A 20,266-nucleotide genomic window follows, 5' to 3' on the forward strand; every position below is an offset into this window, starting at 1 on the left:
CGGTGCGTCACACTGCACGCATGCCCCAGCCCCGCCACCGGCCGCCGGTCCTGCTGCCGTGATCGACTCCTGGACGGCCATCGTGCTGGTCCCCCTGGCCGTGGTGCTGGCTCCGCTGCTGGCCACCCTCGTCGGGCGGGTGGTGCGGGTACCGCTGGTGGTCTTCGAGATCGGTCTCGGCATCCTCATCGGGCCGGCCGTGCTCGGCTGGGCGCCCGTGGACGGGTTCACCGCCGACCTCGCCGACCTCGGGGTGGCCATGCTCTTCTTCCTGGCGGGCACGGAGATCGACTTCCGGCAGATCAACGGCCGGCCGCTGCGCCGGTCGATCGCGGGATGGCTGCTCGCGGTGGTGCTGACCGTCGCGATCGGCGTGGTCGCCGCCCCCGACCCGGTGGCCGGGGTGTACCTGGGCGTGGCGTTGACCAGTACCGCCCTGGGGGCACTGATCCCCCTGCTCCGGGACGCCGGCGAGCTGCGCACCCGGTTCGGCACCGCGGTGGTGGCGGTCGGTGCGGTCGGCGAGTTCGGGCCGCTGATCGCGATCTCGGTGTTCCTGTCCGGACGCAATCCCGGGAAGGCCGCGATCGTCCTGCTCGCCTTCGTCGCGGTCACCGCGCTGGCCATCGCCATGGCGGCGAAGGGCACACACCTGCGGGTGCACCGGCTGATCACCGCCACCCTGCACACCAGCGGCCAGTTCGCGGTCCGGTTGGTCATCCTGGTGCTGGCCGTGCTGGCCGGACTGAGCCTCGCCCTGGGCCTGGACATGCTGCTCGGTGCGTTCGCGGCCGGGGTGCTCATGCGGTTGGTGCTGCGGAACGCGACGCCGGCGGACGCGGAGTCGGTGGAGAGCAAGCTCGAGGGCCTCGGGTTCGGGTTGCTGGTGCCGATCTTCTTCGTGCACACCGGCATGACGTTCGATCTGACCGCCCTGCTCGGCGACGGCCGGGCCCTGGTCCTGCTCCCGGTGTTCGTGCTGGTCATGCTGGTGATCCGCGGAGGATCCGGCCTGCTGTCGGCACCGAAGGGAGCGGCGCGCACCGACCGGGCCGCGCTGGCCCTGCTGACCGCGACCGGTCTGCCCATCATCATCGCGGTCACCGGCATCGGGGTGGAGCGTGGTGAGCTGACCGGTTCGCTGGCCGCGTCGCTGGTCGGCGCCGGCATCATCTCGGTCCTGCTGTTCCCCCTCCTCGGCCTGCTCGCCCACGCCCGCGCCCCCGTCACCGACGAGGCCGCCACCGGCCCGGCCCCAGCCGACATCGACCGGTCGAACGACCCGGAGGGCTGAGCCGGTCGGGCGGTCGGGCGGTCGGGCGGGGTCAGGACGGGTCAGGTCCAGGGCACGGGGCGGTCACCCAGTCCGAGGAGCGTTCCGGACAGGGTCCGACCGGCCAGTGCCACCACACGGCACCGCAGGTCCTGGAGGACCTCGTCGGTCTGCGCCCCGGGATCACCCACCGCCTCTCCGGTGGCCTGCTTCCGGTAGCTCGCGTCCACCGACACGGTCAGCCCACCCTCGGCGTCCAGGTCGGGCCGCCGGGTCAGCAGGCCGACCAGTGCGACGCATTCGGGTAGCAACGGGTCCGTGACGAGCTGTCCGGTGGCCGAGTCCACCAGCATGGTCGTGCTGGTTGCCATCAGCTCCACCTGGTGCGGCCGGCCGCAGGGCACGGCCCGCGCCACGGCGGGATCGGCGACGTCCTCGCAGCTCCCGGCGTCCGCCGGTGGCGTGCCGGTGCGGTACAGATCGCGCACCGAAGCATCGAACGGCGCGACCTGCTCGGCGGCGTCGACCCGGAAGGCCACGCAGGCCGTCCAGTTCTGTCCGGCGGCACGTTGCCGCTCGTCCGGGACCACCGACACGGACGGGGTGAACAACCTGCTGGACCAGATGTCGGCGAACAGCGCCCCACCGCGCAGCGCGGCCGGGACCCCCTGGTAATCCTGCGTCTGGTAATCGCAGACGTACGCCGCGCCGGCGAACTCGCCGGACAGGTATCGCCCGTCGCTGTTCGCGCCGTCGTACGCCCCGGCCCCGTCCAGCACGGCGGTGACCTCCCCGTACCGGGTGCCGTCGCACGGGCCGATCCGCAGGTCCGCGTCTGCGACGACGGCGAGCGCGCCCGTCTCCTGCCGGTCGGGCCGGAACGGGGTCGACACGCAGTCACCGACGGCGGGAGCGAGGCGGAGCGGTATCCCCTGGGCCCGACCCGGCAGTTGGCGCTCACCCAGGTTGGGCAGGATCACGGCCAGCAGGACGGCAGGGACGATCACCGCCAGACCCGTCCCGCGCCGTCGCATGGTTCACCCTAGGTCGGACCGTCGCAGGCCGGGCCCCCTCCGACGGGCGCCGGGCCCTATCCCAACGACGCGGTGGCCGCCCGCAGCTCGGCCAGGGCGGCGAGGGCGTGCGGGGCGAGCCCCGTCCCGTCCCGCTCCCCCGTGGACCAGGCCGCGTACCCGCGCTTGAACGCCAGCACACCCAGTTCGGCCGCGAGATGCGCGGTCGGATCGGGGATCCCGCGGGCCACCAGCGCCGCGGTCATGGCCGCCGCCATCCCGACGCTCTTGAGCGCGTCCCGTTCCTGCAGTTCGGTGCTCGCCGCCACCGCGGCGGAGAGCCGGGGGCCGAGATCCCGGTTGACCGGCCCCATCTCGCTGGACGCCCGGTCCAGGCCGACGGCCACCGCCTCGAGCGGGCTGGCCCCGTCCGGCGCCTCGGCGATGCCGTCGGCCAGCAGTCTGCTCAGGGTCTCCTGGCCGGCGACCAGCAGCTCGCGCTTGTCGGCGAAGTGGCGGAAGAAGGTGCTGCGGGTGACCCCGGCCCGTTCGGCGATCTGCGCCACCGTGGTGGCGTCGTACCCCTGCTCGGTGAACAGGTCCACGGCCGCGACGACGAGACGTTGCGTCGCCCCCGGTTCCCATCGCCCCATGTCCGCCAGCCTAGAAGACCCGGACGTGACCCCGGCGCCCTCGCGACGGGACTGGTGTCCCATGACTTTGCTACGGTGACGAGACACATGTCCCATCACAGCAGGAGGCTCGTCATGCAGGTCTTCGTCACCGGCGGCACCGGCACCATCGGCACCGCCGTGGTCACCGAGTTGCTCGCCCACGGCCACACCGTCCTCGCCCTCGCCCGGTCGGACACCGCCGCCCGGCAGATCCACGAGGCCGGCGCGGAGGTCCTCCGCGGGAGCACCGCCGACCTCGACGTCCTGCGCGCCGGGGCCGAGCGGGCCGACGGGGTGATCAGCCTGGCCTTCGGCGGTGACTACAGCACCGCCGGGGCCGTAGCCGCGTCCGTGGCCGAGGAGACCGCCGCGCTGACCACCCTCGGCGAGACACTGACCGGCACCGGCCGCCCCCTGGTCACCGTGTCCGGCACGCCGTGGATCCCGGGCCGCGCCTCCACCGAGGCCGATCCGCTGCCGACCGACGGGCCGGTCGGCGGCCGGGGGCGCACGGTGAACGCGGTGCTCGCGCTGGCGTCCGAGGGCGTCCGCAGCACCGCGGTGCGGCTGCCGCGCACCGTGCACGACGGGGGCCGGGGTGGTTTCGCCGGGATGCTGACCGAGGCCGCCCGCCTGTCCGGGGTGTCCGGCTACCCGGGCGACGGCGCCCAGCGCTGGCCCGCGGTGCACGCGAAGGACGCCGCGGTGCTGTTCCGGCTCGCCCTGGAGTCCGCCCCCGCGGGGACGGCCTGGCATGCGGTCGCCGACGAGGGCGACAGGGTCCGGGACATCGCCACGGTCATCGGCCGGCGACTGGGCCTGCCCGTCGAGCCGCTACCGGTCGAGGACTTCGGCCCGTTCGGAGCGATCTTCGCGCTGGACCAGCCGGCGACCAGTGCGCACACCCGGGCCACCCTGGGCTGGCGGCCGACCCACCCCGCCCTGCTCGCCGATCTCGAGAACCTCCGACCCTGAACGGTTCCCGGCGGCGGGCGGGGTCCGGGGACCCCGGCGTCACCGGGCCGCCGCCCATTCCGCCCGGCTCGTCACCCACACCCCGTCACGCCCGGTCCCCGCGGGCCCCTGGGGGGCGAGGGAGTCGCGGTCGGCGAGCCGCCGGAAGCCGAGCCGGGCGGGGACGGCGGCGCTGGCCAGGTTGGCCAGGTCGTGCACGATCGACACCACCTGGATACCGGGGACGGTGAAGGCCAGATCGGTCAGCGCGCGTCCCGTCGCCGTCGCCACCCCCTGCCGGAGGTGCCGGTGGTCGACCCAGTAGCCGATCTCCAGCTCGTCCGGGCCGCCCCGGCGGTGCAGGCCGGCCGAACCGACCCAGGTGTCGTGCTGCCGGATGCCGACGACGAGACTGCCGCCGGCCGCCCATTCCCGCGTCCAGCCGGCGATCAGCGCATGGTGCTCCTCCGGTGTGCGCGGCTCCCCCGCCGTCCAGGCCATGAACGGGCGGAGGTGATCGAGGTTGTCCAGGATCAGCCGGTGCAGAGCGGGCGCGTCGTCCTCCTGCCAGCGGACGAGCGTCAGCCCGGACCGTTCGACCCGGTCCGGCAGCGGCGTCCGCGGCGGTTCGCTCATGCCGGAGGACGGTAGTCCAGGCGCACTGTCCGGCCCGGGCCTGCGCGTACCGTCGACGGCGTGATCGTCGAGACCACCGTGGACGGAACACGTGCGTCGGCGACCGAACGGGATGCGGACGACCTGGCGCGGGCCGTCCGACTGCTGACCGGCCGACCGATCGTCGCGCTCACCGGCGCGGGCATGAGCACCGACTCCGGCATCCCGGACTACCGCGGACCGGGCGCCCCGCCGCGGCGTCCGATGACGTATCAGGAGTTCTGCTCCGGTCCGGTCGCCCGGCAGCGCTACTGGGCCCGCAGCCACCTCGGCTGGCGGCGCCTGGCCCATTCCGCCCCGAACGACGGTCACCGTGCGCTGGCCGGGCTCGAGGCGAGGGGCCGTCTGCTCTTCCTGATCACCCAGAACGTCGACGGACTGCACGCCGAGGCCGGCACCCGCGCGCAGGTCGAGCTGCACGGCCGCATCGACGAGGTGATCTGCCTGCAGTGCCGGACGGTGAGCTCACGCGCCGAGCTGCACGAGCGCTTGGAGTCGGTGAACCCGCTCGTCGACGCGGCCGCGCAGGACCACCTGGCGACCGCGCCGGACGGCGATGTCGAGCTGGAGGACACCTCCGGCTTCCACCTGGTCGACTGCCTGGTGTGCGGCGGCGTGCTCAAGCCGCACGTGGTGTTCTTCGGGGAGAACGTCCCCCGCGACCGGGTCGCCCGCTGCTACGCCGCCGTCGATGCGGCAGGGGCGCTACTGGTGGCCGGATCGTCCCTCACGGTGATGTCGGGGTACCGCTTCGTCCGGCATGCGGCAGCCCGCGGCATCCCGGTGGTGATCGTGAACCGGGGCACCACCCGGGGCGACCCGCAGGCGACCGTGAAGATCGACGCGGGCTGCTCGGACACGCTGTCGCAGTTGTTCGACTCGCTCTGACCCGCCGGCGCGGCAGCCTCAGGGCGACAGGGAGCTGTTCAGCAGGAGCGCCCGTTCGTGGGCCTTGCGTTCCCCGGCCACGAAGCGTTCGTCGAAATCGGCCGCCCCGGAGTCGATCCGGATGATCGCCTGGGTCTCCTCCCACTCACCGCGGGCGTCGGTGACGGTGCGCACCACCGACCACACCATGGTGTCGCCGTCCAGCAGGTACCGCGCCTGCCAGGGACCGCGATGGGCGGGAACGGCCGGCAGGGCCGGCAGGGCGTCCACCGGTCGTACCCGCCGGCCCGACGCCGGCGGAACCTGGCGGGCGGTCCGGAACAGCAGCATCCCGGCGATGACCAGGACGGCCAGCACGAGGACGAGCTGGATCAGCGGCCCCATGTCGTCCATCCACGGGCCACGGCGCAGCGGCGATCGTGCAGCGGCACGCTGACACCTCCGGTCATCGGGACGGGCGATCGGACCCAGTCTGCCGCAGGTCTGGCTCATCCACTCTGAGTGCGCCTTCGATTACGATGAGTCAATGAGTGTGGAGGGTGCCGCGACCCTGTCCGGCCCCACCCGCCTCTTCCGGTCGGGCCCACCGAGCGAGAAGCGGGTGCTGGACTGGGAGCGGCGGAGCGTGCCGGCGGTCGTCGTCGTGTCCGCGGTGTTCATGGCCTCGATGTCCTGGCTGTTCGTCCTGGACCGTCCGCCCCGGGCCACGGTGGTCGGCTTCTCCGCCGTCGGGGTGGTCTGCTGGGCGTACTTCCTCGTCGACTACCTGATCCGACTGTGTCTGGCGCACAGCCGCCGATGGTTCCTGCGCGCACGTTGGCCCGACCTCGTGCTGATCGTCCTGACCATCGTCCCGCACCTGCACTTCCTGCGGGTGATCGCGTTGGTCATCGTGGTGCACCACCTGGCCATGCGATCGCTGCGCAATCAGGTGATGATCTACGCGCTGTTCGTCACCGTGGTGCTCATGTGGGGTATCGCGGTCAACGTGCTCGTCGTGGAACGCCACGTGCACGACGCGACGATCCGGTCACTCGGCGACGCGGTCTGGTGGGCCGTCACCTCGGTGACGACGGTCGGGTACGGCGACACCTACCCGCGCACGGCCGTGGGGCGGGTGCTGGGTGGGGTGCTGGTGTTCGGCGGTGTCGCGCTGATCGGCGTCTGGACGGCGTCCTTCGCCAACTGGTTGTTCTCCCGGGCAGCTCCGCAGCCCGCTGCCGCTGCCACTCCCTCCACTGCCGTGACCCCCGACACCCCGGTCCCGGCCGGTCAGCTCTCCGAGACCGCCGAGCTGGCCCGCGAGGTCCGGGCCCTGCGCGCGGAGCTGGCCGATCTGCGCGCGGCCGGCTCCACTGGGGGCTCCACTCCTCCTGCGGCCCGCTCCGCCGGCCCCGCTGTCACACCGACCGGCCTGCCACCCACCGTGTGATCGGATGGCAGGGTGCCCCGCCGACCGTCCGACCGATCCCGTACCTCCGGCGGCGACACCGCCGCCGCCACCGACGCCCTGCTCGGGCCGCACCCGATCGACACCGGAACCGCGGAGATCGTCCGCGACCTGGATCGCCCGTCCACCCTGGTCCTGCTGGTCAACGGGGTGCCCAGTTCGGTGCACGACCTGGACGACCCCGGCCTGCTCGACTTCGACTACCTGCGCTGGATCGCGCTCACCCTCCTCAGCCGACCAGCGGTGGACCCGACGGCACGAACGGACGTGCTGCACCTGGGCGCCGGCGGGTGCTCGTTGGCGCGGCATCTCGCCGACGCCCTGCCCGGCTCGCGCCACCTGGCCGTGGAGATCGACGCCGCCCTGGCCGAGGGGGTACGCCGCTGGTTCCCGCTGCCGACCGCACCGGTCCTGCGCATCCGCGTCGGTGACGCCCGGACCGTCACCGAGTCCCTCGGGGACGGCAGCCGCGACGTGGTGGTCCGGGACGTGTTCGCGGGCGCCGTCACCCCCGCGGCCCTGACCACCGTGGAGTTCACCCGGGAGGTCCAGCGGGTGCTCCGACCCGGCGGCCTCTACCTGGCGAACAGCATCGGGGTGCTGGGCGAGATCCACGGTGAGCTGGGCACTCTGGCTGCGGTGTTCCCGTACATCGCCGTCATCGCGCACGCCTCGACCCTGAAGGACCGGCAGCGCGGCAACCTCATCCTGGCCGGCAGCGACACCCCGTTCGTCACCCCGGCCGTCCGTACCGCCCTGCTCCGCGACCGCACCCCCGCCCAGCTCCGGGGTCGTGACGAGCTGGGCGCGGCGGTCGACGTCCGTCGCGCCCTGCGCGACGCTGCCCATGGTGGCTGGTCAGCGCCCTGACCGTGGGCGCCCGAGCCGCCGGGTGGTTTGCTGGTCGCATGACTCAGACACGTGTGGTCCAGGTGGCCGGTCCCGGCCAGCAGCTCGAGCTCGTCGAGCGCGAGATCCGGCAGCCGGGCCGGGGCGAGGTGCTGGTGCGGGTGCAGGCTTGCGGCGTCTGCCATTCCGACGCGTTCACCGTCGAGGGCGGCATGCCCATCGAATACCCGCGGGTGCCCGGCCACGAGATCGCCGGCACCATCCAGGCCGTCGGCGAGGGTGTCGAACCGTGGCAGGTCGGCCAGCGGGTCGGCGTCGGCTGGTTCGGCGGCAACTGCGGGCACTGCGACCCCTGTCGGCGCGGTGACCTGATCAGCTGTGTGAACGGGCAGGTGCCCGGCATCGCGTACGACGGCGGTTATGCCGATCACGTCGTCGTCCCGGCCGGCGCGCTGGCCTCCATCCCCGACGATCTGGCCGCCGTCGACGCCGCCCCGCTGCTGTGCGCCGGGGTGACCACGTTCAACGCCCTGCGCGAGAGCGGCGCCCGGGCCGGGGATCTCGTCGCGATCCTCGGTGTCGGCGGCCTCGGCCACCTCGGGGTGCAGTTCGCCCGGAAGATGGGCTTCGAGACGGTGGCCATCGCCCGAGGCACGGACAAGAAGGAGCAGGCCCTGCAGCTCGGGGCGCACCACTACCTGGACTCGACCGCGGTGGACGTCGCGGAGGAGCTGCAGAAGCTGGGTGGTGCGGTCACCATCCTGGCCACCGTCACCGCCCCCGACGCGATGAGTTCGGTGGTCGGTGGTCTGCGCCCCCGCGGCCGGATGGTCGTCGTCGGTGCGTCCGCGGATCCCATGCAGATCCCGCCGTTCGCGCTGATCCCGGGGAGCACCGGCGTGCTCGGCCACGCCTCGGGCACGTCCAAGGACTCCGAGGACACCCTGCGGTTCAGTGCCCTGCAGGACGTCCGGCCGATGGTCGAGAGCTACCCGCTGGAGCAGGCCGCGGAGGGGTACGACCGGATGATGAGCGGCGGCGCGCGGTTCCGCGTCGTGCTGACCATGGAGTAGGTCCGCGGGCGGTCCGCTCAGGGTGCGGTGACGCGGGCGGGGGTGGTGAGCGCGACCGGGATGATGACGTCCGGCCCGAACGGGTCCGGCACGTCGCTGTCGAACTCACAGCTCAGCACCGGGTTCTGCAGGCGGAACCACCACCCCAGTGCCGGTCCGCCGGTGCCGGCGACGCGACCGAGGTAGGTCTCGTCCCAGTGCCGGTGGACCTCAGCCATCCCCACGGCCGGGCCCAGTGTGTGGACCAGGATCGCCAGCACCTGCAGCACGTCGGCCTGCCGGGACGCGTCGAGATCGGCCACCCGCAGTCCCCGTGGATCCGGCGCGGCGACGAGAGTGGTCCGACCGGAACGGGTTCGGGCCAGGGGCAGCGCGAACGGGCTGGCGACGACGGTGGTCATGGCGGTCTCGATTCCCGGCCCGGCGGCCGATCGTGGACGTCGGTCGTCGTGGCCGGGCCGGGCGGGCGACCGTCCGACCCGGGCGACGACCGGTGCTGACCCCGTCAGGGCACCACGCCGAGGTGGCCGGGAGGCGTGGACGAGCTGGCCGGACGCTGAGGATGTCGTGGCCGCCGTCCGGCGGCGGGCCCTAGGGTGACCGCATGGTCGATCCACGCTGGAGAACCGTCCGGGATGCCCGTGAGCTGCGCGACCTGGTCGGCGAGCCGGCGGAACGCGCGGTGCGGAAGGTCCGTCCGACCCTGCACGACCTGGACCGGCAGTGGTTGGCCGCGTCGCCGTTCTGCCTGCTGGCCACGTCCGCGGCGGACGGCAGTTGCGACGTCTCCCCCAAGGGCGATCCGGCCGGTCGCCTGGCCCACGTGATCGACGACCGGACCATCGCCCTGGCCGAGCGGCCTGGGAACCGGCGCGTGGACGGGTATCTCAACGTGGTCGACAACCCGCACGTCGGACTGCTGTTCGTCATCCCGGGCCGGGACGACACCCTGCGCATCAACGGTCGCGCCACCCTCGTCCGGGACGCGCCGTTCTTCGATGAGCTCGTGGTGAAGGGCCACCGCCCGATCCTGGCTCTCGTCGTCGAGATCGACGAGGTCTTCCACCACTGCGCCAAGGCGTTCCTACGCTCCCAGCTGTGGAGCCCCGAGACGTGGAAGGACGAGCTTCCGTCGACGGCCGTCCTGGCCAAGACCCTGGTAGCTCCGGATGCCCCCATGGCCGAGCTCGAGGAGTACTACGGAGAGTCGTACGGCGACCGGCTGTACCGCGCGTGATCCCCGGCCGGGCCCTCGAATCCATTCCTGTCGTTGCCCGGTGGGGGCGGGGCCTCGCATGGGTCGGATCAGAACTCCGGTGATGTCGACACCGATGGGATCGGGCCGCCGACGGGGTCACGGTGCCCTTCGTCGAACGGCTCATCGGTTGTCCCTGTCCTGACGGTCCTCGTCTCGACGAGCCGCATGCTGGGTCGTTATCGACGACCACCCGGACGGGGACTCCCTTCGCACCTCTTCCAACCGTAGAATCGAACACATGTACGACGACGGGAACGAGTCGGACGGGGCGGCGGTCGACGTCGTCCCGCCCCTTGCCGTGCCTGACCTGTTGCGTGCCGACCCGGGGTCGATGTCCGGTGCTGACCTGGTCGATGCGATCGCAGAGTCCGAGCGGGTGATGTCCGCGGTGGCGGCGTGGCAGATGCGCGCTCTGGCGGCGTTCGCCGTCCCGGGCGTGGCCGGAGATCCGTACGCGCTGGCGGGTCGGTTGGCCGGCCGGGAAGTGACCGGTCCAGCCGACTCCGATCCCGATGTCCTGGGTTCGTTCGTGCTGGATGCGGCGCAGTCGATGGCCGCCGGTGAGGTCGCCGCGACGTTCCGGATCTCCCCGGTCACCGCCGGGGTCAAGGTCCGGGACGCGATCCGGATGTGCACCGAACTGCCCGCTACTTTGGCGGCGTTGTCGTCCGGGGTGATCGACCGGGGCAAGGCCAGGGTCATCGCGGAATACACCGCGCCGCTGCCCGCTCACCTCGCCGGTGTGGTGGAGGGCCGGGTGCTGCCGATCGCCGCGGCGCAGTCCACCGCGGCGACCCGCAAGGCCACCGCGGCCGCCGTGATCGCTGTCGACCCCCGCGGAGCCCAGGAACGGCACGAGCAGGCGCGCAAGGAGCGGGGGCTGTTGGTGCAGCCCGGCACCGACGGTATGTCCACCCTGAAGGCCTACCTGACGGCGGACGGCGCGGTCAGCATCTTCCAGTTGGCGGATCTTCTCGCGACGCACACCGTCGGCTTCGCTGACGACGACCGGTCCATCAGTGCCCGTCGGGTGGATGCGCTGACCGACCTGGCCGGGCAGATCCTCACCCACGGGCAGGTCGACCTCGCCGACTACCTCACCCCTGACACCGCCAACGCGATCAATGTGACGGGAGTCGCCGCCGACATTGCCGCGAACACTGCCGGTGCTTCGGGCAGCTCCATAACCAGCGACATTGCTGATCCAGCATCGCTCCTCGGGACAGATCTCGCTGCCGCCGACGCCGACGCCGACGCCGACTCGGTGTCGGGCCCTGCCGCGCCTGCCCCGCCTGCTCGCTCCGGGGGATCTTCTGCCGGATCCGCCAGCGTCGCCTCTGCCTCTGCCGGGGGTGTGGTCCGCCGCGCCGATCAGCGCGCCACCCGCCGCCTGTCCCGGCAGGGCCGCCGACCCCACCTGCAGGTCACCCTCGGGCTGGAGACCCTGGCCGGCCTGGACGACCTGCCCGCCGACCTCGCCGGCTACGGCGCCATCACCGCCGGCATGGCCCGCACCATCGCCGCCTCCGCCGGATCCCTGTGCACCCTGCTCGCCGACCCCACCACCGGCGCCGTCACCCACGCCGGCACCCACCAGTACAGGCCACGCCAAGACCTGCGTGATCACCTCACCGCCCTGGCCGACTCCTGCCGCTTCCCCTCCTGCCGCCAACCCGCCTGGCGCTGCGACATCGACCACCGCAACCCCTACAACCACCGGACACCTGGCGCCGGTGGACCCACCACCACGACCAACCTCGACCCGCTCTGCCGACGACACCACCTGTTCAAACACCACACCGACTGGACCCTGCGCCGAGACCAGCCCTCACCCGCCGACCCCGCCGGGATGGGCGTCACCTGGCGCAGCCCCACTGGACACACCTACCCCGACCCACCCCGCCAGGTCGCCGTCCCCTCGGGCTGGATCGTGCGCACCCCCGAGGACTGGGGTTGCGAGATCACCATCGATCTCACCGATCTCGACGACTCCACCGCCCCGGCGATCACCTCCGGCGCTGACGGGGGTGTGGGTAGCAACAGTGCAGTCGGCTTGGACATCGAGTCCGACACCACCGCCCCCGCGGACATCCGGGACCATCAGAGCGATTCCTCCCCACCACGGCCCGCACAGTCGGTGACACGACGCCCCGTCACCGACCGGTTGGAACACCGACACCTGCAATGTCCGGCGGACCCCACCCAGCCCGATGTGGCAGGCGGGAGCACAGGTGACCCGGGTGCGGGTACGGGTAGGGATCTCGAGGTCGACCGCGGGCCGAGCATGGTCGAGGACGACCTGGTGTCCCTCCTCCTGCACCAGCACCTCCGGGAACAACTCGACAGACCGCGCGCAGCCGACGCCGACTCCAGGACCCCGCCGGACGCCCGTGACGCCCGTGACGACCCGCCGCCGTTCTGACCCGGGTAGCCATGGGACAACGGAGGATGCCGCGCGCGGCCGACGATGAACGACCGAGAAGCGGCCATCGGTGAGCGGCGAGCGTCAGTGTGTCGAGGCGTCGTCCGCCATCGGCGGTCAGCATGATCGCCGCCGCGGGCGGAGTACCCGTGACCCCGCGGACCTGACGTCCACAATGGGGAGAGCAGGTCGACGCAGGGAGGACCTCGTGGAGGACAGCACCGCGGCGTGGAAGCTGAGAACGGCGCTGACGGCGGCAGAGCCGTCCGCCCGTCTGCAGGCTGCCATGGCCGCCGGGACCAGGCCGGACCCCGGGTACGTCGAGGTGCTCGTCGAACGGTGCGCCGTGGAACCGGACTTCTCCGTGCGGGAGATCCTGACCTGGGCGCTCATTCGTCATGACCCCGAGCTGACCATCGATCCGTTGTTGGTCGAGCTGCGTTCGGAGACCCCGCAGGCACGCAGTCAGGCGCTGCACACCCTGTCGAAGATCGGCGACCAGCGGGCCTGGCCGGCGATCACCCCCGCCCTCCTCGCCGACGCCCACGACGACGTCGCCCGGGCCGCCTGGCGCACCGCTGCCGGGCTCGTGCCGGCTGAGCAGCGCGTCGCCCTGGCCGAGACGCTGACAGCCCAGCTCGGACGGGGCGAGCGCGACGTCCAACTCAGTCTGTGCCGAGCCTTCGCGACGCTCGGCGAGGTGGCACTCCCTGCGCTCCGCCGATCGCGGACGGACCCGCACCCGGCGGTGCGTGCCCACGCCATCGCCGCCGAACGACTCATCCGCGACCCCGAGGAGCCGCCCTTCGCCTTCCTCGACACCGAGCAATCCTGAGCGGGCAGCACGTCCAGGCTCAGTCGGACGTGGAGCCGGCCGGTGAGCCGGATCGACCCCCAGCCCGGGGCTCGTATCGCCCGGAGTCGACGCCCGGCGCCGCGAAACGCCCGTCCGCAGGGCCCGTCCAGTCATCGAACGGGATCACACGAACGGGACCACACAGACCGATCCCGTGCTGACACCGAGACCGGTGGACCCAGCCGGTGGGCCGCACGGATGTCATCCACGCACCCACAGCCGATGGGCCGCGCAGATGCGATCCGCGCAGCCCCTCCCGACGGTCAGGCCCGGGTCACCCGCACCGCGACCGGCGCGTCCAGGCCGGTGCCCACGGTGAGCTGGGCCGTGTCGGCCCCCTCTCCGGTCAAGACATCGGTGACGATCACCTCAACGGCGAGAACCTGCTCACCGAGCCAGCTCTCCCGACCGCCTGCCGCAGCCCGCACCGTCGCGTCGGCCGCGCCCACCTCGAGGCGGATGCGGTCGGACACCTCCAGACCCAGCTTCTTGCGCAGATCCTGCACGCCACGGGCGATGTCGCGCACGATCCCGTCGGCGAGCAGATCGTCGTCCAGCTGGGTGTCGAGCGAGACGAACCCACCGCCGCGCAGCACCCCCACCGCCTCCGACGCGTTGCCGGTCGCCGCCAACTCGAGGCTGAACTCGTTGTCCTGCAACGGGATCCCGCCGCAGGTCACCGTTCCGTCGGCTTCCAGCGTCCAGTCCCCCGCCTTCGACGCCTTGATCACCTGCTGCACGCCCTTGCCGAGCCGCGGCCCGGCCGCCCGGGCGTTGACAGTCAACCGCCGGCTCACCCGGCCGTCGAGCTCGGCCAGCTCCGTGAGCTGGACCTCCCGCACGTTCACCTCATCGGCCAGCAACGCGGTGAACTCGCGCAGCTGCTCCGGGTCCGCGAGCGCCACCGTCAACGCCGCCAACGGCTGTCGCACCCGCAGACCGGACTCCTTGCGCAGCGACAGCGCCACCGACGCCACTTCGCGTGCCTCGTCCATCGCCGCCACCAGGGCCGGATCCGAGGGCAGAACCCCCGCACCACCGACCGTCTGCGCCGGCCAGTCCGCGAGGTGCACCGAGCGCCCGCCGGTCAGTCCGCGCCAGATCGCCTCGGCGGTCAGCGGCAGCAGCGGCGCCATCAGCCTGGTCACCGTCTCCAGCACGGTGTGCAGGGTGTCGATGGCATCGGCGTCACCGTCCCAGAACCGCTGGCGCGACCGTCGCACGTACCAGTTCGTCAGCACCTCCAGGTAGCTGCGCACGCTCGCGCAGGCCCCGGCGATGTCGTAGACGTCCAGCTGTGCGGTCAACGTGTCGCGCAGTTGCGCCGTCTTGGCCAGCACGTACCGGTCGAGCTGGTGCGGGGAGTCGGTGCGCAGGGTGCCCGCCCGGCCCGCGGCGTTCCCGTACAACGACAGGAAGTACCAGGCGTTCCACAGCGGCAGCACCGCCTGCCGGACGCTCTCCCGGATGCCGGCCTCGGTGACCACCAGATCGGCGCCGCGCAGGATCGGCGAGGACATCAGGAACCAGCGCATGGCGTCGCTGCCGTCCCGCTCGAACACCTCACCGACGTCGGGGTAGTTGCGCCGCGACTTGCTCATCTTGGCGCCGTCGTCACCGAGCACGATGCCGTGGGCGACGCAGGTCTCGAACGCCTTGCGGTCGAACAACGCCGTCGCCAGCACGTGCAGCGTGTAGAACCAGCCGCGGGTCTGCCCGTTGTACTCGACGATGAAGTCGCCCGGGTAGTGGCCGCCGGACCCGTCCAGTGCCCCGTCGAACCATTCCTTGTTCTCGAACGGGTAGTGCACCTGCGCGTACGGCATCGACCCGGACTCGAACCAGCAGTCCAGCACCTCCGGCACCCGGCGCATCGTCGAGCGGCCCGTCGGATCGTCCGGGTTGGGCCGGGTCAGCTGGTCCACGTAGGGGCGGTGCAGATCCTCCGGCCGCACGCCGAAGTCGGCCTGCAACGCATCCAGCGATCCGTACACGTCGACCCGCGGGTACGCCGGATCGTCCGAGGTCCACACCGGGATCGGCGAACCCCAGAACCGGTTGCGGGAGATGGACCAGTCGCGGGCGCCCTCCAGCCACTTCCCGAACTGGCCGTCCTTGATGTGCGCGGGCACCCAGGTGATCTCCTGGTTGAGCTCGACCATCCGGTCGCGGAACTTCGTCACGGCCACGAACCACGAGGACACCGCCCGCTGGATCAGCGGGGTGTCGCAGCGCCAGCAGTGCGGGTAGGGGTGCTCGTAGGTCTCCCGACGCACCAGCAGCCCGGCCTCCCTGAGGTCGGCCATGATCGGCACGTTGGCCTCGAACACCTGCAGGCCCTCGTACGTCGGGACCAGGGAGGTGAACGTGCCGCGGGCGTCGACCGGGTTGACCACGTCGATGCCGGCGGCGTCGGTGACGGCCTTGTCCTCCTCACCGAAGGCCGGCGCGATGTGCACGACCCCGGTGCCGTCCTCGGTGGTGACGTAGTCCGCGGCCAGGATCTGGTGCGCGTTCGGACCACCGAGCCCGGGCCCGTCCGGCGTCGCGACGAAGAAGTCGAACGGCGGGCGGTACCGCGTGCCGACCAGCTGGGCCCCGGTGTAGGTGGCCAGCACCGTCGGCTCCTCGCCCAGCTCCCGCGCGTACGCGGCGACCCGCGCGGCGGCGAGCAGGAACCGGCCCTGCGACGGCGCCTCCGCAGCCGGCTCCACCACCACGTAGTCGACGTCGGGGTTGACCGCGGCGGCCAGGTTCGACGGGACGGTCCACGGCGTGGTCGTCCAGATCAGCGCGGACACCCCGTCCAGGACGGGATCGGCCGAGGTCAGTCGCAGTGCGACGGTGACCGCCGGGTCCTGCCGGGAACGGTAGGTGTCGTCCATCTTGGTCTCGGTCGCGCTGAGCGGGGTCTCGCAGCGCCAGCAGTACCAGAGCACCCGGTAGCCCTCGTAGATCAGACCCTTGTCCCACAGGGTCTTGAAGGCCCACATGACCGACTCCATGTAGTCCAGGTCGAGGGTCTTGTAGTCGTGGGTGAAGTCGACCCAACGCGCCTGCCGGGTGACGTACTCCTGCCATTCGTGCGTGTACCGCAGCACCGAGGTGCGGCAGGCGTCGTTGAACTGCTCGATGCCCATCGACTCGATCTCGGCCTTGTGCTTGATCCCGAGCTGCCGCTCGGCCTCGACCTCGGCGGGCAGCCCATGAGTGTCCCACCCGAAGCGGCGCTCCACGCGCCGCCCGCGCATCGTCTGGTAGCGCGGCACCAGGTCCTTGACGTATCCGGTGAGCAGATGACCGTAGTGCGGCAGTCCGTTGGCGAACGGAGGGCCGTCGTAGAAGACGAACTCGTTGCTGCCGTCCTCGCCCGCCGGCCGCTGGTCGACCGAGGCCTGGAACGTGTCGTCGGCGGCCCAGTACGACAGCACGTCGCGCTCGACGGCCGGGAAGTCGGGGTGGGCGTCGACCCGACTGGTGCCGGTGGTCCCGGGGGCGGGGTACACGGATGCCCCGACCGTGGTGGTTGCGCCGGTCGTCGGTGTCGTGTCGTCGCTCATGGTGGATCCCTCTGCCCGGGGCGACCGACGGACCGGTCACCGCACCGTGCAGGGACGACATCAGGTGACGACCTGATCCCGCGGTACCACCCCGCTTGCCCGCGCCGGATACAGCGCGAGCCGCTCGTTCCCGGCGATGACGGGCCGGACCCGTCCGGGTCTAGTGAGGACCGACCCTGCCGGGGGTCCCGTTCTTCCGGATGGCTCGCCGGTGATGGCCGGGTCGACGCCGTGGCAAGCATAACGCCCGCCCCGGGAATTCCGGGGCGGACGGGCGTGCGTCATGCTGGGACTACCGCCGGCGGCCGAAGGTCTTCGTGACGGTGACCGGCTCGGCGGCGGCCTCGACCGCGGCCGCACTGTCGCTGCTGCCGTCGGCATCGACGAGCGAACCGGCCTCGTCGGTGTCACCGGTCGCGCCGCGATCCGCGTCGACCACGGCGTCCGCGCTGTCGCTGTGACCGTCCTGATCCACCAGGGACCCGGCCTCGTCGGTGTCGGCGCCGGAGTCCGAGGTGCGGACGTTCGTGACCGGGGCCGCGCCGACCTCGTCGAGCTGCTCGAGCTGCTCGCCGATCCACGCCTTGAGCCGCGTCCGGTACTCGCGCTCGTAGCTGCGCAGGTCCGCGATGGTGGTCTGCAGGGTGGCCTTCTCGGCCTCCAGCTGACCGGTGACCGCGGCGTACGTGGCCTTGGACTCGGTGTCCAGGGCATCGGCGCGGGCCTGGCTGTCGGCGACGGTCGCGTCGGCGTCGGCCGCCGACTTCGCCGCGAGCGCGTCGGCCTTCTCCTGGGCGTCGGCCACCAGGGCCTCGGCCTTGGCGCGGGCGTCGGTCAGCAGCGTCTCGGACTCGGTGCGGGCCTCGGAGGTGAGCCGGTCGGCCGTCTCCTGGGCCAGCCCGAGCAGCCGCGCCGCCTGGGTGTGGGTCGGCTGGCCGGCCTCATCGGAGGACGAGGCCGCCGGCGACGAGGTGGCGGTGGGCGCCGAGGCGGCGGGGGCGGCCGGGGCGGCGGACCCGCTGCCGTCCGCGTTGGCCTCGATGAGCCGGGTCATCTCGGTCTCGACCAGGTCGAGGAAGGCGTCGACCTCGTCCTCGTCGTAACCGCGCTTGCCGATGGACGGCTTCTTGAACGCGACGTTGTGCACGTCGGCGGGGGTCAACCCCATGGCTGTTCTCCTTGCTCGTGATGCGGCCTGCGTCAGACGCGGCCAGCGTGTCGTACGGCTGGTGTCGTTCACCCGACAGGTGGTTCGAATCGCGGGCGACATGCTCCCCCGCGGCATGGTCATGCCCCGGGTGATCGCGCCGCGAGCGGTCGCGCCCGGGGCGGACCCGCCCGTCAGGTCGCGAGGTTCGCGACCACCGTCATCAGGATGAAGACCACGACGAACAGCACCAGGATCGAGAGATCGAACCCTACGCCGCCCAGCTTGACCTGCGGAATCACCCGCCGGAACAGTTTGACCGGCGGATCGGTGGTGCTGTAGAGCACCTCCATCGCGACGGCCGGAACCCCGACGGGTCGCCAGGTACGCCCGAACACCCGCACGAACTCGATGACGATCCGACCCAGCAGCGCCAGCCGGAACAGCCAGAGCACCAGATAGATCGCGGCCCAGAAATAGCTCACACCATCACTTGTACCGCATCCCCACCCCGCCCGGCGAGCGACCGCCGCAGGGGGTGGGTCGTGACGGGCCTCGGGGAGATGCCGGACCGGTCAGCGACCGGCCGCGGCGTAGGTCGCTGCGATGGCACCGGGAGCGGCGACGTCGGACAGGTCGGTGTCCGGCGGCATCAGCATGAAGACCTTGGTGGTGACCTTGTCGATCGAACCGTGCAGCGCGAACGCGAGACCAGCGGCGAAGTCGACCAGGCGGCGCGCGCCGGCGTCGTCCATCTCGGTCATGTCCAGGATCACCGGCTGACCCTCGCGGTACTTCTCGCCGATGACCCGGGCCTCGCTGAACCCGGTCAGCTTGACCGTGACCGGACGGGCCGACGACGGGGCGGCCTCGGGCTCGCGGCGCCATTCCGGACGGGTCTGCACAGCCAGGGCTCCCTGCGTCTCGATGTCGGCGCCGAAGCGGTCGGCCCCACGGGCGGCGGCGTTCTGGTGGACGGGCCGCTCGACCTGCCCGTCGTGCTGAGGGGCGTCGTACCGGCTGCCACGGTCGGCGCGATCCTCGCGGTACTCGGCCGAATACTCCTCGGAGTACTCGTCGGCGTACCCGTCGTCCGGACCGTCGAAACGACGCTGGTCGTCCGGGACGAGTCCGAGGAAGGCTCCCACCTTTTTCCACGATCCCATGAGTTGTGCATCCTTCCTCGGGTACTTCGACAGTCGTGCGGTACGCACCCCGATGGGGCGCGGACCGGTCGTGCGGGTGGTTCTCGTGCGGGTGATGCGCTGTGGAACACAGTCCCGAGGGACCGAAGTCTTGCGTCGAGATTAGCTGTCGGTGATCGGCAAAGAGTGGTGCGACACACCACTTCTCGCCTCCGTCGACCCGGTCGGAGCCGCCCGGGCGCGGGGCGTCACCGTTCCATCCAGATCAGGCCGGCGAGCCGCCCCGTCGGCCGCGGAGGTCGTTCCGCGGTGGCCCGTCGGTGGCTGAACAATGCCGGATCGGTGACGGTGCACCGTGGGTCGGTCCGGACTCCGGCCACCCCGGCGGACCGGAGCTGTGCGCTCATCCCGGCCCGCAGGTCGAGCGCCGGCGTCCCCCGCGTGCTGGTGGTGGCCGAACCGGGCAGGGCCGCCTCCACCTCGTCGCGCATGGCTGCCGGTACCTCGTAGCAGGACCCGCACACGGCCGGGCCGAGCAGCACCTCGACCCGCCCGACCTCGGCTCCGGCCGCCACCATCTGCTCGAGCAACTCCCGGCCGATCCCGGCCGCGGCGCCCTTGCGTCCGGCGTGGGCGACGCCGATCACCGCGGCGACCGGATCCCCGGCCAGTACGGGTACGCAGTCGGCCACCAGGACGGCCAGACCCAGGCCGACCGTGGTCGTCACCAGGCCGTCCGTCGCGGTGACCGAGGTGTTCGGAGGGGTCGGTCGGTCCACCCCGCGCACCCGGGTGCCGTGCACCTGGTCCATGAACACCAGGTTGCCGCGGCCGACCCCGCTGACCTCGGCCAACCGGGACCGGTTGGCCACGACCGCCGCCGGGTCGTCCCCGACCGCGGCACCCAGGTTGAACGAGTCGTACGGCGGACGGGACACCCCACCCGCGCGGGTGGTGAGCACGCGCCGGATCCGGACCGGCCGGGTGGCCGGTCCGGATCGGGAGGGTGCGGGGGGCATCAGCTGTCCG

Annotated in this window: 19 protein-coding genes; 9 read left to right on the forward strand and 10 right to left on the reverse strand. The window is 72.1% G+C overall.

The window, feature by feature from the left end:
- Positions 1-58: 58 nt before the first annotated feature.
- Positions 59-1,294: a cation:proton antiporter gene (locus tag J2S58_RS05330; protein WP_205257594.1), complete on the forward strand. Its 1,236-nt coding sequence runs from the start codon at positions 59-61 to the stop codon at positions 1,292-1,294.
- Between the two features lie 41 nt (positions 1,295-1,335).
- Here J2S58_RS05330 and J2S58_RS05335 read toward each other — a convergent pair whose 3' ends face one another.
- Positions 1,336-2,280, reverse strand: coding sequence for a septum formation family protein (locus J2S58_RS05335; protein WP_205257595.1), 945 nt, complete (start codon positions 2,278-2,280; stop codon positions 1,336-1,338).
- An 83-nt stretch (positions 2,281-2,363) separates the two neighbouring features.
- A complete protein-coding gene (locus tag J2S58_RS05340; RefSeq protein WP_205257596.1) occupies positions 2,364-2,939 on the reverse strand; it encodes a TetR/AcrR family transcriptional regulator in 576 nt (191 codons plus the stop codon).
- Positions 2,940-3,053: 114 nt separating this feature from the next.
- Between J2S58_RS05340 and J2S58_RS05345 the strand changes: the two genes are divergently transcribed.
- A complete protein-coding gene (locus tag J2S58_RS05345) occupies positions 3,054-3,935 on the forward strand; it encodes an NAD-dependent epimerase/dehydratase family protein (RefSeq protein WP_205257597.1) in 882 nt (293 codons plus the stop codon).
- A gap of 39 nt (positions 3,936-3,974) precedes the next feature.
- On the opposite strand, the gene J2S58_RS05350 is transcribed toward J2S58_RS05345, so the two are convergent.
- A complete protein-coding gene (locus J2S58_RS05350) occupies positions 3,975-4,550 on the reverse strand; it encodes a GNAT family N-acetyltransferase (protein ID WP_205257598.1) in 576 nt (191 codons plus the stop codon).
- Between the two features lie 63 nt (positions 4,551-4,613).
- On the opposite strand from J2S58_RS05350, the gene J2S58_RS05355 reads away from it, so the two are divergent.
- Positions 4,614-5,477, forward strand: a complete 864-nt coding sequence (locus J2S58_RS05355) for an NAD-dependent protein deacetylase (RefSeq protein WP_370881854.1) — start codon at positions 4,614-4,616, stop codon at positions 5,475-5,477.
- Positions 5,478-5,495: 18 nt separating this feature from the next.
- Here J2S58_RS05355 and J2S58_RS05360 read toward each other — a convergent pair whose 3' ends face one another.
- Positions 5,496-5,861: a hypothetical protein gene (locus J2S58_RS05360; RefSeq protein WP_205257600.1), complete on the reverse strand. Its 366-nt coding sequence runs from the start codon at positions 5,859-5,861 to the stop codon at positions 5,496-5,498.
- A 142-nt stretch (positions 5,862-6,003) separates the two neighbouring features.
- Here J2S58_RS05360 and J2S58_RS05365 point away from each other — a divergent pair, with 142 nt between their 5' ends.
- The 3 genes from J2S58_RS05365 to J2S58_RS05375 are packed head-to-tail and all read left to right on the forward strand — an operon-like array spanning position 6,004 to position 8,849.
- Positions 6,004-6,909 (forward strand): potassium channel family protein, encoded by a 906-nt coding sequence (locus tag J2S58_RS05365; RefSeq protein ID WP_205257601.1) that lies wholly within the window; start codon positions 6,004-6,006, stop codon positions 6,907-6,909.
- Positions 6,910-6,921: 12 nt separating this feature from the next.
- Positions 6,922-7,797 carry a spermidine synthase gene (locus J2S58_RS05370; protein ID WP_205257602.1) on the forward strand — a complete coding sequence of 292 codons (876 nt, stop codon included), beginning with the start codon at positions 6,922-6,924 and terminating at the stop codon, positions 7,795-7,797.
- 38 nt (positions 7,798-7,835) lie between these two features.
- Positions 7,836-8,849, forward strand: a complete 1,014-nt coding sequence (locus J2S58_RS05375) for an alcohol dehydrogenase (RefSeq protein WP_205257603.1) — start codon at positions 7,836-7,838, stop codon at positions 8,847-8,849.
- A gap of 17 nt (positions 8,850-8,866) precedes the next feature.
- On the opposite strand, the gene J2S58_RS05380 is transcribed toward J2S58_RS05375, so the two are convergent.
- The gene (locus J2S58_RS05380; protein ID WP_205257604.1) at positions 8,867-9,250 is read right to left on the reverse strand and encodes a DUF3500 domain-containing protein; all 384 of its coding nucleotides are present in this window, start codon (positions 9,248-9,250) and stop codon (positions 8,867-8,869) included.
- Positions 9,251-9,453: 203 nt separating this feature from the next.
- On the opposite strand from J2S58_RS05380, the gene J2S58_RS05385 reads away from it, so the two are divergent.
- The 3 genes from J2S58_RS05385 (at position 9,454) to J2S58_RS05395 (ending at position 13,364) form a co-directional block, all read left to right on the forward strand.
- Positions 9,454-10,086 (forward strand): pyridoxamine 5'-phosphate oxidase family protein, encoded by a 633-nt coding sequence (locus J2S58_RS05385; RefSeq protein ID WP_205257605.1) that lies wholly within the window; start codon positions 9,454-9,456, stop codon positions 10,084-10,086.
- A gap of 259 nt (positions 10,087-10,345) precedes the next feature.
- On the forward strand, positions 10,346-12,529 hold the full coding sequence (locus J2S58_RS05390) for an HNH endonuclease signature motif containing protein (RefSeq protein WP_205257606.1): 2,184 nt from the start codon (positions 10,346-10,348) through the stop codon (positions 12,527-12,529).
- A gap of 208 nt (positions 12,530-12,737) precedes the next feature.
- A complete protein-coding gene (locus tag J2S58_RS05395; RefSeq protein ID WP_205257607.1) occupies positions 12,738-13,364 on the forward strand; it encodes a HEAT repeat domain-containing protein in 627 nt (208 codons plus the stop codon).
- 284 nt (positions 13,365-13,648) lie between these two features.
- Here the strand turns inward: J2S58_RS05395 and ileS are convergent, their stop codons facing one another.
- The 5 genes from ileS to pgeF form a co-directional block, all read right to left on the reverse strand.
- Positions 13,649-16,945: an isoleucine--tRNA ligase gene (gene ileS, locus J2S58_RS05400; protein ID WP_205257608.1), complete on the reverse strand. Its 3,297-nt coding sequence runs from the start codon at positions 16,943-16,945 to the stop codon at positions 13,649-13,651.
- 292 nt (positions 16,946-17,237) lie between these two features.
- On the reverse strand, positions 17,238-18,113 hold the full coding sequence (locus J2S58_RS05405; protein ID WP_205257609.1) for a DivIVA domain-containing protein: 876 nt from the start codon (positions 18,111-18,113) through the stop codon (positions 17,238-17,240).
- 173 nt (positions 18,114-18,286) lie between these two features.
- Positions 18,287-18,577, reverse strand: coding sequence for a YggT family protein (locus J2S58_RS05410; RefSeq protein ID WP_205257610.1), 291 nt, complete (start codon positions 18,575-18,577; stop codon positions 18,287-18,289).
- A 90-nt stretch (positions 18,578-18,667) separates the two neighbouring features.
- Positions 18,668-19,258 carry a cell division protein SepF gene (locus tag J2S58_RS05415; RefSeq protein WP_205257611.1) on the reverse strand — a complete coding sequence of 197 codons (591 nt, stop codon included), beginning with the start codon at positions 19,256-19,258 and terminating at the stop codon, positions 18,668-18,670.
- 227 nt (positions 19,259-19,485) lie between these two features.
- Positions 19,486-20,256, reverse strand: coding sequence for a peptidoglycan editing factor PgeF (pgeF, locus tag J2S58_RS05420; protein WP_205257612.1), 771 nt, complete (start codon positions 20,254-20,256; stop codon positions 19,486-19,488).
- Between the last annotated feature and the right edge of the window lie 10 nt (positions 20,257-20,266).

Origin of the sequence: Nakamurella flavida, assembly GCF_030811475.1 — a bacterium.
Lineage (GTDB): Bacteria > Actinomycetota > Actinomycetes > Mycobacteriales > Nakamurellaceae > Nakamurella > Nakamurella flavida.

Bases quoted from the DNA above. Each gene is read 5' to 3' on its own strand.
- J2S58_RS05405 (WP_205257609.1), bottom strand. From the start codon at position 18,113: ATGGGGTTGACCCCCGCCGACGTGCACAACGTCGCGTTCAAGAAGCCG.
- J2S58_RS05360 (WP_205257600.1), bottom strand. From the start codon at position 5,861: ATGGGGCCGCTGATCCAGCTCGTCCTCGTGCTGGCCGTCCTGGTCATC.
- J2S58_RS05380 (WP_205257604.1), bottom strand. From the start codon at position 9,250: ATGACCACCGTCGTCGCCAGCCCGTTCGCGCTGCCCCTGGCCCGAACC.
- J2S58_RS05340 (WP_205257596.1), bottom strand. From the start codon at position 2,939: ATGGGGCGATGGGAACCGGGGGCGACGCAACGTCTCGTCGTCGCGGCC.
- J2S58_RS05375 (WP_205257603.1), top strand. From the start codon at position 7,836: ATGACTCAGACACGTGTGGTCCAGGTGGCCGGTCCCGGCCAGCAGCTC.
- J2S58_RS05345 (WP_205257597.1), top strand. From the start codon at position 3,054: ATGCAGGTCTTCGTCACCGGCGGCACCGGCACCATCGGCACCGCCGTG.
- pgeF (WP_205257612.1), bottom strand. From the start codon at position 20,256: ATGCCCCCCGCACCCTCCCGATCCGGACCGGCCACCCGGCCGGTCCGG.
- J2S58_RS05415 (WP_205257611.1), bottom strand. From the start codon at position 19,258: ATGGGATCGTGGAAAAAGGTGGGAGCCTTCCTCGGACTCGTCCCGGAC.
- J2S58_RS05350 (WP_205257598.1), bottom strand. From the start codon at position 4,550: ATGAGCGAACCGCCGCGGACGCCGCTGCCGGACCGGGTCGAACGGTCC.
- ileS (WP_205257608.1), bottom strand. From the start codon at position 16,945: ATGAGCGACGACACGACACCGACGACCGGCGCAACCACCACGGTCGGG.
- J2S58_RS05385 (WP_205257605.1), top strand. From the start codon at position 9,454: ATGGTCGATCCACGCTGGAGAACCGTCCGGGATGCCCGTGAGCTGCGC.
- J2S58_RS05365 (WP_205257601.1), top strand. From the start codon at position 6,004: ATGAGTGTGGAGGGTGCCGCGACCCTGTCCGGCCCCACCCGCCTCTTC.
- J2S58_RS05390 (WP_205257606.1), top strand. From the start codon at position 10,346: ATGTACGACGACGGGAACGAGTCGGACGGGGCGGCGGTCGACGTCGTC.